Raw genomic sequence first — 13,004 nt, forward strand, 5'->3', positions numbered from 1 at the left:
AGAACGGCAAAGGATAGACCCTACTGCCTGGGGAGGATCTTTCCCCCGTCCCCCCACCCGACACGCGACAGGAGGACGGCGTTCGCGGCCAGGTCATGGCCGAGGACGACCGAGTGGTGCGGCAGCCCCGCCAGGCGCCGGACGACCTCCCGTCGCGCTCCCTCGGCCCCGCCACCGTCCGTGCCCAGGAGGCCGAAGACGTCCGGGTAGCGGTCCTCGGTCGCACCGGACATGAAGTCCGCTTCACCCAGGCAGCGGCTCGCCCGCTCCTCGGCCGGCACGGCGCCCGCCTCGATCCGCGGGAACACCAGGGCCGCCGCCTCGCCCTCCGTTGCCAGGGGCACCCCGAACCACGCCGGGAACTGGTCGGGGAACACCTGCGCCTTCAGTTCCTTGCCGTCGTCCCACAGGGGCGTGCAGTCCCCGGCGCGGATCGCCTCGGTGACCCGGGCGTCCTGCGTCGGGTGCAAGGTCTCCCCGGCCCGCAGGCGCTCGCGGGCCTCCTGGAACCAGCCGAGGGCCTTCAGCAGCCCGAGGCCGAGCGCGGCAGCCGAAGGCCACGGCAGCACGTCCACCTCGCCCGCCGGGTCAGGACGCACGAAGACGCGGTCGTTCGCCAGCAGTCCGAATCCTCCCCCCGCGGCAAGGGCCAGAGCCGTGGTCGTCTTCCCCGCCCCTTTGCCGCCGAGGGTGAGGACGGTCCGGCCGTCGTCGGCCACAACGGCCGAGGCGTGCAGCACCGCCCAGCCGTCGCGCAGGAGCTGTCCGCGCATCACCTCGCGCGCGAGTCGGGCGGTCGCCGTGGCGACGGCCTCGGTGTCACGGCCGATCACGTCCAGCAGCCCCGCACCCGGCTCGGACCGGTAGGCGAGTGCCTGTTTCGGGCTCACCGCGCGGACGACTCCGGCTGTGGCGTCGCGGGCGACCAAGAGCTGGGCGCGCGCGTAGTCGGTGCTCGTGTGCGGTGCCTGCGTCACCGCGAAGGCCAGCTCGTCGTAGGGACCAGGGTCGACAGTCGCCGTCACCGTGGCACCGCTGTGGACGTCCTTCGACGGTACTTCAGCGGCCTTCCACCATGGGCCGAAGTACCGGGCCGACCAGCCGGTGACGGCGCGCTCGGACGAGACGACGGTGACGGACGCGTCTGCGGCCCCCAGGCGTACGGCGTGCGTGGTAATGGTTCCTGCCTTTCGGACGGAAGCGGTTGCATCGGGAGGGAGCGCACCGCCCGATAGGCGGCGCACAGCTTGGAACCGGCGGCCTCCAGCTGCCGGACCTCCGCAGCGTTCAGCGAGGGCATGGACAGCCCGGCCCGGCCGCGGGTGAATCGGACGGGGACGCCGAGCCAGGCCTCACCGCACGGGACGGACAGCTCGACCGTGCCGTCCTCGACGCCGCACGCGAGGCGCAGCGCGGACAGCACGGCACCGGCGGGACCGCACCGGGTCCGGCCGATGCCGGCGCTGATCCTGCCGGGGCGCGCGGTCAGCTCCTCGCGGATCTGCCGGAGCGGGATGGGCAGTGAGCGCCCGCCGACGGCCGTGGACGAGGCGCAGACGACGTGCGCCGTCCCGTGCTCGCCGATGACGTGCCCGGACACCTCGGCGGTCGCCACATCGAGGAGCCGGGCGAGGGTGAGCCGGTAGCGGGCGGTGTCCAGGCCGGAGCCGACACCGAAGACACGGGAGCAGCCTGACACGTCGGCCCACAGCCTGGTCATGAGGTCGACCGGGTTGGTCACCACCAGCACCGTGCCCTGGTAGCCGACAAACCGTGCCGCGAGCGACCGGATGAGGGGAGCATTCACCCCCGCGCCGGCCATGCGGACGTCGTCGGTGCGGGTGTTCGTGAACGCCGCCCGGACGGCCACCACCACCGCGGCACAGTTTCGCAGCTGCTCCACGTCGGCTGCGGCCGGCCGTACCGGGGTACCGAGAGCGGTGCGCATGTCGTCGAGGTCGTCCGCCAGGGCCGCGGCATGTCCGGCGGTGCGGGAGGTGACGAGCAGTCTGCCGCACACCCCGCTCGCCACCAGAGCGATGGAGACGGCCTGCCCGACGGCCCCGGTACCGATCACGCCCACGGCGGGCACCCGGGTCGTCACGAGATCACCTCGGCGATCCTGTCCAGGGTCCGGTCTCCGAGGCCGCAGGCACCGTCAAGAAGATCGGCGCTGACGGCGTCGAAGAGTCGGCACAGCCGGAGGGCCCGGTCGATGGTGGCGATGCCGACGCTGGGCAGCGGCAGCGCGGCCGGCGCGGACAGGTACGTCGCGGTGATGTTGATGGTGTCCATCAGCCCCAGCGTCAGCAGGTGCCGCAACCACGGCCGACGGTCCCGCGCGGAGAGATGCCCTGAGGGGGAGAGGGCAAGGAGGGCGAGGCCGTCGAGGATCCGCCGTGTCGTCACCGGATCCGGAGGTCTCGCGACCAGGTGCAGGACCGTGCGGCTCAGCAGCTTCGCCAGGTCGGCCACGGGACCGGCCCGCAGCAGCCCCGGATCCAGGAGCACCGGCCGCGCGTCCGGCCCGTCGGGGAACACCACGTGCTCGGGTTTCAGGTCCCCGTACGCCAGGGTCGTACCCCCGGCAGCAGGGAGTGCCATCCGCAATCTGTGCAGCCGGTCGACACTGGCGCGGACCAACTCGGTCACTTCTTCGCTGATCGCGGCCCGCAGTCGCTCGGTTCCGAGCCGGTCGACGTACACCGCCCCGGCCTCCACGTGGAACTTCCGTGAGAACGTCCCTTCGATGCTGCGCTCCGCAATGACCCCGGCCGGGTCCAGGTGCCGTGCCGACCCCGGCCGGTGCAGCGAGCGGAGTTCGTCAAGGGGGCGTTGCAGCAGTTCGCGCGTCTCACCGGGTCTTCTCAGCAGCAGCTCCATGAGAGTCGGGCCGGGCACGGACTCGGTGAAGACCACACCGCTTCGCAGACCGACCACCGCGCACACCCGAGGACCACCGAGATCGGCGAGGACTCGCAACTGCGCGGCTTCTCGTACGAGGAGACTGTCCGGCCGCCGCTCGTAGGCGTACTGCGCCCGGCACACCTCGGGCCAGGAGCCGTGCGCTACGCAGCAAGGAGACCAGAGAGACGCCCAAGAACGAGGTCTTCGCGTACACGGTGCGATTCCCGACCCGGGCACGGCGCACATACCCGGTGACGCTGGGTACGTGTGCGTCCAGCAGTATGTTCTCACCGGGCCAGATCCCCGCCGCTGCCCGCCGAATCCGCTGCGTTGCGCCGACGAACACCTCGGCGACGGTGGGCCGGGCCGAGGACGGAGCGGTGGTCGCGGATCGCCTGGTCACCGGGACACGATTCCGTAGATCAAGGCGCCCGCGATGGCCGCGAGGCCGAGTATGTGTGCGCCCTGCGCGACAGACGTCCTCAGTGGCCGGCCCTGTGTCTCCGGAAGCGGCGAAGCGGGGGGCGCTGCCAGTTCCGCCCAGACGGACTTGCCGCAGACGAGCATGTCGGTGTCCCACCGCGCCGACACGGCGTCCACGAGCGCCAGCCCTCGGCCACCGACCTGACTGTCGTCCGCCGCACACCGCGCGGGCCGATTCCGGCTCGGGTCACTCACGGCGACGCGGAGCCTGTCGTCGGACAACCGAGTGAGGGTCACCCGGAAGGACGGCGCATCCGTGTGGAGGACGGCATTGGCGGCGAGCTCGGACACGACCAGCTCGGCCGTGTCGACCAGGTGGGGCTGCCGCCATCCGATCGCCGTGGCGACCACGAACCGGCGCGCCTGGGGCACCGATTCCGTCATCCGGGGATAGACGACGGTCGCCGTACGCTTGCCGTCTTCGCTCGGCACCCTGCGTGGGGTCATGCGCGGTTCCCTCACCACATCCGACTCCGCTCACAGTTGAGGATGCGGTGGCGTCCGGTGTGCACGAGCTGCGAGACCGCGTCGGCACCGGCCAGGGCATGGGGGCCGCCCGGTTCCACGCACCAGTAGCAGCGCATGCCTCGGTGCGTGGAAGTGGTGTCGGGCACTCCGAGCAAGCTGCCGTCGCCCAGGAAGCGGACGTCGTCGCGCGGGAGGCGCCAGTCGGAGCACCGTCCGGCACTGTCCCCGACCAGTACGTAGTACCGCCCGAGGTCCTGCTCCATGAAGACCGGTCCGCCGAGGAGCGCCTTCGCCAGGTACCGGTCGACCTCGGGGAGCACGTCCGTTCCGGAGGCGGCCCGCACGACGGACCCGTCGATGCGGACAGCGCTGATCGGACCACCGCACCGCAGCAGGGCGACGCCGTCCCTCCGCCACTCGTCGCGCGCGCTTTCAGGATCGTCGGCCGCCGTCAGCAACCAGTCCGCGACGGCCTGCCGCCGGTCGCGCACGCTCCTGGTGATGCTTCTCGTCACGTTGCCCGCCTCCGCAGACTGTTCAGCTGGCTCATTCCTCACAAGAGGTAATCGCCTGATGACGGTCCGCGGGTACCGTGAGAAGGAGGCGTGACCGTGAACGCCGTGAATGCTCTGGAGCCGACGGGAGTTGAGTACATGGCCACGAGGAAGCGCACGCCCAATCCCGCCCTGGCCGACCTGATCGATCAGGCCCGATGGACGCGCACGCAGGTGGCGCAGCACGTCAACAGACTCGGCCCGGAAGCCGGGCTGGACATCGGCTACGACCGTACGGCCGTGGCGCACTGGATCGCCGGGACGCCGCCGAGGCCCGAGGTCAGGCCCTTGATTCTGGAAGCCCTCTCAGCCCGTTTGGGGCGGCCCGTGACGTACGAGGAAGCCGGACTGCAGCCGCCGGTGGCCGCCGACGGCAGGCACACCGTGGACACCGTGGAGGAGCTGATCGGCTTGGGCAGGGCGGACATGGATCCGTCCCGCCGGGGGCTGCTCGCCACCACTCTCTTTTCCGCCGCCCTCTCCGTGCCCGCGTTCCAGCAGACCGCTCGGGCCGCCGCGTCACCGGGTAAGGCGATGACACGGATCGGTGCGTCGCAGGTCGGTGCGCTGCGCTCGATGACCGAGCGGATCGCCGACATCCTCGACGAGCTGGGGGCCGGCCACGCGCGCCCCATGGCCGCCGCGTTCCTCGTCAACACCGTGGGCCCGTGGCTGCGTGCGCAGGCCCCGGAGGCCGTCAGGCGGGACATGCTCGCCGCCGCGTCCGACCTGACGTACCTGACCGGCTGGATGGCCATGTACGAGAAGGCCCACGGACTGGGGCAGACCTACTACACGAAGGCGCTGAAGCTCGCCGACGAAGCCGGTGATCATGTCACCTACTGCCGCACACTGCGCGGCATGTCCCTGCAGGCGTCCAGCCTCGGCCACGGCCGGATGGCGCTGGAGCTGGCGGACTCCGCCGCCGAGGCCGCGCCGGCCGCGGGCCCGCGGCTCGTGGCGTTCCTGCGGGGCCAGCAGGCGCACGCCGCCTCCATGGTCGGCGACCGGCGGCAGGCTCGCGGGCGTCTTCGCGAGGCGGAGGCGGCGCTGTCCCGGGCCGACAGCCGGAGGGACGCCATCGGCGGCTACGACCGGACGGCCTATCTCTTCCACGTCTCCCACGTGCTGATGGAGGAGGGCGACCACGCGGGCAGCATCCGGACGCTCCAGCACTCCATTCGCGTGCAGCCCCCGCAGGAGCGGCAGGGCCGGGTCCACGCGTACGCCGTCCTCGCCGAGCGGCAGCTCCGCCTCGGGCACGTCGACGCCGCCTGCGCGTCGTGGGGCCGGTTCCTCGACGAGTACGAGCACGTGTCGTCGGTCAGGGGGGACGATCACTTCGCGAGTATGCGCGAGAGCCTCGTGCCGCACGCCCGCACCCGCGCCGTGCGGGAACTCGCCTCCCGAGCACTGGAGGTCTCGGCAGCCAAGGGATGAGGCGGGGACGCCGCCGGAACGGCAGAAGTGCCCGGAGCCGGACTTGAACCGGCACGCCCGCGTAGGGGCAGCGAGGTTTAAGCTCGCCGTGTCTGCATTCCACCATCCGGGCAGGCCATGGGCTCCGCGTCGAGTGATCCGAGCCTATCGGGAGGCACTGGAGCGGCTCTCGGGCCGAGGGGCCATGTTGTCTTATTTTATTGGCGCCTGAGGGGTCATCAGGTAGCGCATCGGCCCTCTGGGCAGGCCATCCGCACATGCCAGCAGCCTTGCGGCCCGTGACCGGCCACGTACAGGGAATGACGGAATTTCACCGCTTGGTGGATACCCGGGAGCGTTCCGCGTCGGGGTCCGCCGTCATACCCAGGTATGACGGCGGACCGCCGGGTCCGTCCCGAGTCGCCCCCGGGAACCGGCGCAGCGGCTGACTACACGGGGCTGGTGCGGCCGGGAGCATGGAGGAGACAGAGCCCGCCCCCCCCAGCGACAGGAGCCCTCCCCCCATGAGCACCGCACGCCTCGCCGACCCGCCCCGGACCATGGCCGCCAGTGCCACGGAGCTGTCCAAGACCTACGGGCAGGGCGAGACCCAGGTGGTCGCGCTCGACCGGGTCTCCGTCGGCTTCCCCCGCGCCGAGTTCACCGCGATCATGGGGCCGTCGGGGTCCGGCAAGTCCACGCTGATGCACTGCGTCGCGGGGCTCGACACCTTCTCCTCCGGGTCGGTGCGCATCGGCGAGACCGAGCTGGGCCCGCTCAAGGACAAGCAGCTCACCAAGCTCCGCCGCGACAAGGTCGGCTTCATCTTCCAGGCGTTCAACCTGCTGCCGACGCTGAACGCGCTGGAGAACATCACGCTCCCCATGGACATCGCCGGGCGGAAGCCCGACAAGGAGTGGCTGGACTCGGTGATCGGGATGCTCGGGCTCGGCGGGCGGCTCAAGCACCGGCCGAACCAGCTCTCCGGCGGTCAGCAGCAGCGCGTCGCCGTCGCCCGGGCCCTTGCCGCGCGGCCCGAGATCATCTTCGGCGACGAGCCGACCGGCAACCTCGACTCCCGCTCCGGCGCCGAGGTGCTCGGCTTCCTGCGCAACTCGGTGCGCGAGCTGGGGCAGACGGTGGTGATGGTGACCCACGACCCGGTCGCCGCCGCCTACGCGGACCGGGTGGTCTTCCTCGCGGACGGGCGGATCGTGGACGAGGTGTACGGGCCGACGGCCGACTCGGTGCTCGACCGGATGAAGCGGTTCGACGCCAAGGGCCGCACCAGCTGAGCCACGTCCCCATCCGTTCCGCCGAGCCCCCCAAGCCCTCAGAGAAGACTCCCCCATGTTCCGTACCGCCCTGCGCAACGTCTCCGCGCACAAGGCCCGGTTGTCCATGACCGTGCTCGCCGTCCTGCTCGGCGTCGCGTTCGTGACCGGCACCCTGGTCTTCACCAACACCATCTCCCGGGCCCTCGAGCACAGCTCCGCCAAGGGCTTCGACCACGTCGACGTCGCCGTCACCCCCCACTACCGGGACGCCGAGGGCGACCGGGTCGGCAGGCCCGCCGAGCTGACCGACGCCGTGCTGCGGGACAGCGGGCGGGTGCCGGGGGCCGCCTCGGCGCTCGGCGTCGTCTCCGGGTTCACCGCCCTCGCCGACAAGGACGGCGACCGGCTCGGCGACGGCTTCCGCTCCGAGGGCGGCAACTTCGAGGGCGCGAAGGACCCCCGCTATCCGCTGGTCGCCGGGCACGCCCCGCGCGGCGCCGACGAGGTGCTGATCGACCGGAAGACCGCCGAGCGGGCCGGCTACCGGGTCGGCGACACCGTGCGCCTGTCGGTCGACGGCCCCACCCTCACCCCGCGCGTCGCGGGCGTCTTCCGCACCGACGACGGCAACGTCGCGGCCGGCGGCAGCCTCGCCCTGTTCGACACGGCGACCGCGCAGAAGCTGTTCGGCAAGCCCGGCACGTACGACGAGATCGACGTCAAGGCGAAGCCCGGCGTCTCCGAGGCCGCGCTCCAGGCGCAGCTGGACCGCGCGCTGCCGAAGGACACCGTCGAGACCACCACCGCCCGGACACTGATCGACGACCAGGCCGAGACCGTCGCCGCCTCGATGAGCGGCCTCAAGCAGCTCCTGCTCGTCTTCGCCGGCGTCGCCCTCTTCGTCGGCACCTTCATCATCGCCAACACCTTCACCATGCTGGTCGCCCAGCGCACCCGGGAGCTGGCCCTGATGCGCGCGGTCGGCGCCTCGCGCCGGCAGGTCACGCGGTCGGTGCTGTTCGAGGCGTTCGTGGTGGGCGTCGTCGCCGCGGCGGGCGGCCTGGCCGCGGGCGTCGGCATCGGCGCGGGGCTGCGCGCCCTGATGGGCACGATGGACGCGACCGTGCCCGACGGGCCGCTGGTCGTCACCCCGGGCACCGTCGCCGCGGCCCTCGCGGTCGGCGTGCTGATCACCATGCTGGCGGCGTGGCTGCCGGGCCGCCGGGCGGCGAGGATCCCGCCGGTCGCGGCGATGGGCAGCGCGCACGCGCCGGCCACGGCCCGCTCGCTGGTCCTGCGCAACACCCTCGGCGCGCTGCTCGCGGGCGGCGGCGTCGCGGTGGTCCTCGCGGCGACGACGATGAACGGCTCGGCCGGCCAGGCCCCGATGGCGCTCGGCGCCGGGCTGCTGATCATCGGCGTGTTCGTGCTGACCCCGCTGCTGTCCCGCCCGCTGATCGCCGCCGCCGCGCCGGTGCTGCGCGTCTTCGGCGTCGCCGGCGGCCTCGCCCGGCGCAACGCGGTGCGCAACCCGCGCCGCACCGCCGCCACCGCCTCCGCGCTGATGATCGGCCTCACCCTGATCACCGGCATGACGGTGGTGGCCGGCAGCCTGCAGAAGTCGATCGCCGAGATGGCCTCGGCGTCCCTCAAGGCCGACTACGTCGTCTCCATGGCGAACGGCAACCGCCTCTCCCCCGACGTCGCCGACAAGCTGCGCGCCACCGAGGGCGTCACCGCGAGCAGCCCGCTGCGCGACGCCACGACCCGGATCGACGGCCGGACGGAGTTCGTCACCGGCGTCACCGGCTCCGCCCTCGGCGACCTCACCGACCTCCGCGTCGAGCAGGGCGCCTTCCGGGTCGGCGGCACCCAGGTGGTCGTGGACGCGGACACCGCCAAGGACCGCGGCTGGAAGGCCGGTTCGGGCTTCGACGTCTCCTTCGAGGACGGGGCCAAGCGGCGGTTCACCGTCGCCGGGGTGTACGAGGGCAACGAGCTGGTCCACGGCCTGCTCCTCGACAACGCCGCCCTCACCCCGCACCTGTCGGACCGCTCCGACATGCAGGTCATGGTGAAGACCGACGGCGGCGCATCCAAGGCCGCGAAGGACCGGCTGGCGAAGGCCCTCGGCGACAGCCCGGCCGTCAAGATCCAGGACAAGGACGACATCTCCGGGGAGATCGCGAAGATGTTCACACTGATGCTGAACATGGTCTACGGCCTGCTCGCGATGGCGGTGGTCGTGGCCGTCCTCGGGGTCGTCAACACCCTGGCCATGTCGGTCTTCGAGCGCTCCCAGGAGATCGGGATGCTGCGCGCGGTCGGCCTGGACCGGCGCGCGGTGAAGCGGATGGTCCGCCTGGAGTCCCTGGTGATCTCCCTGTTCGGCGCCGTCCTCGGCATCGGCCTCGGCGTGTTCTTCGGCTGGGCGGCCGGTCAGCTGGTGTCGACCCGGATGGGCACCTACCAGCTGGTGCTCCCCTGGGCCCGGATCGGCCTCTTCCTGCTGATGGCCGGCGCGGTGGGCGTCCTCGCCGCGCTGTGGCCCGCCCGGCGCGCGGCCCGCCTGGACCTGCTCCAGGCCATCAAGGCCGAGTAGGCGCGGGCGGAACGCGCGGGTGGCGCCGTACGACGAGACCGTACGGCGCCACCGCCGCCGTCAGGACCCGGCGCCCCAGGTGCGGGCCCGCAGCGGCATCCCGGACGACCCGCTCTCCGGGGGCCGCACGGCGAGGACCTGGTTGACGCCGATGCGGTTGCGCTCGAAGGCGAGTGCGGAGGCGGCCATGTACAGGCGCCAGACGCGGGCCCGCCCCGGGCCGGCGAGGCGGGTGGCGAGCGCCCAGTCGGACTCCAGGTTGGCGACCCAGCGGCGCAGGGTGAGCGCGTAGTGCTCGCGGATCGCCTCCACGTCGCGCACCTCGAACCCGGCGCCCTCCAGGAGGGAGACGGTGCTGCCGACGGGGGCGAGTTCGCCGTCGGGGAAGACGTAGGCGTCGATGAACGCGTCCACGCTGTACGCGGACTCGTCGCGCTGGGGGCGGCGGGCGATCTGGTGGTTGAGCAGCCGACCGCCGGGCTTCAGCAGCCGGAAGAGGTCGCCGGCGTACTCCAGGTACCGCTCGGCGCCGACGTGTTCGGCCATGCCGATGGAGGAGATCGCGTCGTACGGCCCGTCCGCCACGTCCCGGTAGTCCTGCACGCGGATCTCCACCCGGTCGGTGAGCCCCTCCTCGGCGACGCGCTTGCGGGCATAGGCGGCCTGCTCCTGGGAGAGGGTGACGCCGACGACGCTCACGCCGTGCTCGCGGGCGGCGTGGATGGCCATGGAGCCCCAGCCGCAGCCGACGTCGAGGAGGCGCTGACCGGGGGTCAGGGCGAGCTTGCGGGCGACGAGTTCGAGCTTGTCGCGCTGGGCGTCCTCCAGCGTGCCCGGACCCTCGGCAGCGGCGGGGTCGGGCCAGTAGGCGCAGGAGTACACCATGGACGGGCCGAGGACGAGTTCGTAGAAGTCGTTGCCGACGTCGTAGTGGTGGCTGATGGCCCGCCGGTCGCTGCGCCGGGTGTGCAGGTGGCCGCGGGCGCGGCGGACCTCCTCGGGGGGCGGCGCGGGCGGCAGCGGGGCCCCGCCGAGCCGCACCAGGCCGCGTACGGCGGCCCGCACCTCGGGGTCGCGCAGCGCCTGGCCGAGGGTGCGGGCGTCCTCGTCGCGCTCCCAGATGTGGCCGGCGAGCAGGCCGAGGGTGGCGTAGAGGTCGCCGTCGATGTCGAGGTCGCCGGCGACCCAGGCGCGGGCGAGGCCCAGTTCGCCCGGCTTGAACAGCAGGCGGCGCAGGGCGCGGCGGTTGCGGACGACGAGGACGGGGGCGCCGGGCGGACCCGCCTGCGAACCGTCCCAGGCGCGGACGCGCACCGGGAGGGGGGCTCCCAGCAACTGTTCGAAGAGGTTCTGGAGCCGCAGCGCGGCGTCTGCCATGGCGTGCCTCCCTGATGAGGGATACCGGGTGTCCGACACCACGTAAACACCTGGCGGGGCGCCGTACAGTCCCCGGCGCGCGTCATGACTCGGCAAAGTAGCTGTACGCACCACGCACCCGGCCGAGACCGTGCCGGGCACGCCGAAGGGGCCGCCCGCACCACGGATGGCGGGCGGCCCCTTCATCGGAGCACGTCGGGTGGGGGGACGGGCGTCAGGACGCCTTGGCCGTCTCCTCGTCCTTGGCGGCGCTGCCCTTCAGGCCGGCCGTCGGCTCGGGCTTCGGCGCGGCGAGCGGGGCCGGCTTGGCGGCCTCGTAGAACTCCTCGCGCGGGGTCTCCATCGCGCCGAGGGAGACGACCTCGCGCTTGAGGAACATGCCGAGGGTCCAGTCCGCGAAGACGCGGATCTTGCGGTTCCAGGTCGGCATGGCGAGGCCGTGGTAGCCGCGGTGCATGTACCAGGCGAGCCGGCCCTTGAGCTTGATCTTCATCCTGCCCATGACGATCATCGCCACGCCCTTGTGCAGGCCGAGGCCCGCCACCGCGCCCTTGTTGCCGTGGCTGTAGTCCTTCTGCGGGAAGCCCCGCATGCCGGACACCACGTTGTCGCCGAGGACACGGGCCTGGCGCAGCGCGTGCTGGGCGTTCGGCGGGCACCAGGCGTTCTCGTTGCCCGCCTTGCGGCCGACCAGGTCCGGGACCTGGGCGTTGTCGCCGGCGGCCCAGATGTAGTCGGTGCCCTTGACCTGGAGGGTGGGCCCGCAGTCCACGTGGCCGCGGGGGCCGAGGGGGAGGCCGAAGCGGGTGAGGGCCGGGTTCGGCTTGACGCCGGCGGTCCACACGATGGTGTGGGAGTCGACCTCGAGGCCGTTCTTCAGCACCACGTGGCCGTCGACGCAGGAGTCCATGGAGGTGGACAGGTAGATCTCGACGCCGCGGCTCTCCAGGTGCTCCTTGCCGTACTGGCCGAGCTTGGGGCCGACCTCGGGGAGGATCTTGTCGGCGGCGTCGACGAGGACGAAGCGCATGTCCTCGCGGGAGACGTTCTTGTAGTACTTGGCCGCGTCCCGGGCCATGTCCTCGACCTCACCGATGGTCTCCGCGCCGGCGAAGCCGCCGCCGATGAAGACGAAGGTGAGCGCCTTGCGGCGGATGTCCTCGTCGGTGGTGGAGTCGGCCTTGTCCAGCTGCTCCAGGACGTGGTTGCGCAGGCCGATGGACTCCTCGATGCCCTTCATGCCGATGCCCTGCTCGGCGAGGCCGGGGATCGGGAAGGTGCGGGAGACCGCGCCCATGGCGATGACCAGGTAGTCGAAGGGCAGCTCGTACGCCTCGCCCACCAGGGGGGCGATCGTGGCGACCTTGCGGTCCTGGTCGATGAGGGTGACCCGGCCGGTGAGGACCTCCGCCTTGGGGAGCACGCGCCTGAGGGGGACGACGACGTGCCGCGGGGAGATGCTGCCGGCGGCGGCTTCGGGGAGGAAGGGCTGGTAGGTCATGTACGACCGCGGGTCGACGACGGTGACGGTCGCCTCGCCGTAACGCATCTTCTTCTGGATGCGCCGAGCTGCGTACAGGCCTACGTACCCACCGCCTACTACGAGGATCCTGGGACGCTCCGTGGTGCTCATGGGATCGAGTATCCACCCGGTCCAGGGGGGTGGTTCGTGCGCCCCTTCACAAGCTCGGGTGAGGGTCGTGTTACCATCCTGCGCCCACGTGACGGAGGTCATGGCGTGGGGTGGGAACCACGGTATAGGGGATGCCGTTGTCAATGCCGCTTGAGCTGCCCGTCCGGGCCCGGGAGCCCCTCCGGACGGCACCCGCGACACCTCCCGCGGGCCCGCTGCCCGGCCATCTCCTGAACGTGTTCAAAGGGCAGTTGAGCCCTCGAAAGGGTCAATCGAAGGCCACT

Annotated in this window: 10 protein-coding genes and 1 tRNA gene; 3 read left to right on the top strand and 8 right to left on the bottom strand. The window is 72.1% G+C overall.

Annotated elements, in window-relative coordinates; all coding sequences use genetic code 11:
* Positions 1 to 20: 20 nt before the first annotated feature.
* From ACGFZL_RS13675 to ACGFZL_RS13695, 5 genes are all read right to left on the bottom strand, one after another.
* Positions 21 to 1,025, bottom strand: a complete 1,005-nt coding sequence (locus ACGFZL_RS13675; RefSeq protein WP_393691333.1) for a hypothetical protein — start codon at positions 1,023 to 1,025, stop codon at positions 21 to 23.
* Entirely contained in the window at positions 1,022 to 2,104 is a 1,083-nt protein-coding gene (locus ACGFZL_RS13680) for a lactate/malate family dehydrogenase (protein ID WP_393691335.1), read from the bottom strand. The genes ACGFZL_RS13675 and ACGFZL_RS13680 overlap by 4 nt, the downstream gene beginning before the upstream one ends.
* On the bottom strand, positions 2,101 to 3,153 hold the full coding sequence (locus tag ACGFZL_RS13685) for a phosphotransferase (RefSeq protein ID WP_393691337.1): 1,053 nt from the start codon (positions 3,151 to 3,153) through the stop codon (positions 2,101 to 2,103). The genes ACGFZL_RS13680 and ACGFZL_RS13685 overlap by 4 nt, the downstream gene beginning before the upstream one ends.
* Before the next feature lie 153 nt (positions 3,154 to 3,306).
* Positions 3,307 to 3,837 (bottom strand): ATP-binding protein, encoded by a 531-nt coding sequence (locus tag ACGFZL_RS13690; RefSeq protein WP_393691339.1) that lies wholly within the window; start codon positions 3,835 to 3,837, stop codon positions 3,307 to 3,309.
* An 11-nt stretch (positions 3,838 to 3,848) separates the two neighbouring features.
* Positions 3,849 to 4,373, bottom strand: coding sequence for a hypothetical protein (locus ACGFZL_RS13695; protein ID WP_393691341.1), 525 nt, complete (start codon positions 4,371 to 4,373; stop codon positions 3,849 to 3,851).
* 138 nt (positions 4,374 to 4,511) lie between these two features.
* On the opposite strand from ACGFZL_RS13695, the gene ACGFZL_RS13700 reads away from it, so the two are divergent.
* Positions 4,512 to 5,852: a hypothetical protein gene (locus ACGFZL_RS13700; protein ID WP_393691875.1), complete on the top strand. Its 1,341-nt coding sequence runs from the start codon at positions 4,512 to 4,514 to the stop codon at positions 5,850 to 5,852.
* A gap of 28 nt (positions 5,853 to 5,880) precedes the next feature.
* Here the strand turns inward: ACGFZL_RS13700 and ACGFZL_RS13705 are convergent.
* Positions 5,881 to 5,964: transfer RNA gene (locus ACGFZL_RS13705), tRNA-Leu, on the bottom strand.
* Between the two features lie 391 nt (positions 5,965 to 6,355).
* Here ACGFZL_RS13705 and ACGFZL_RS13710 point away from each other — a divergent pair.
* Entirely contained in the window at positions 6,356 to 7,126 is a 771-nt protein-coding gene (locus ACGFZL_RS13710) for an ABC transporter ATP-binding protein (RefSeq protein ID WP_393691343.1), read from the top strand.
* A gap of 55 nt (positions 7,127 to 7,181) precedes the next feature.
* A complete protein-coding gene (locus ACGFZL_RS13715) occupies positions 7,182 to 9,710 on the top strand; it encodes an ABC transporter permease (protein ID WP_393691345.1) in 2,529 nt (842 codons plus the stop codon).
* Positions 9,711 to 9,770: 60 nt separating this feature from the next.
* On the opposite strand, the gene ACGFZL_RS13720 is transcribed toward ACGFZL_RS13715, so the two are convergent.
* The gene (locus ACGFZL_RS13720) at positions 9,771 to 11,087 is read right to left on the bottom strand and encodes a class I SAM-dependent methyltransferase (protein ID WP_393691347.1); all 1,317 of its coding nucleotides are present in this window, start codon (positions 11,085 to 11,087) and stop codon (positions 9,771 to 9,773) included.
* Positions 11,088 to 11,301: 214 nt separating this feature from the next.
* Positions 11,302 to 12,720: an NAD(P)/FAD-dependent oxidoreductase gene (locus ACGFZL_RS13725; protein WP_393691349.1), complete on the bottom strand. Its 1,419-nt coding sequence runs from the start codon at positions 12,718 to 12,720 to the stop codon at positions 11,302 to 11,304.
* Positions 12,721 to 13,004: the final 284 nt, after the last annotated feature.

The sequence above is a fragment of the Streptomyces sp. NPDC048182 genome (assembly GCF_043202555.1).
Taxonomy (GTDB): domain Bacteria; phylum Actinomycetota; class Actinomycetes; order Streptomycetales; family Streptomycetaceae; genus Streptomyces.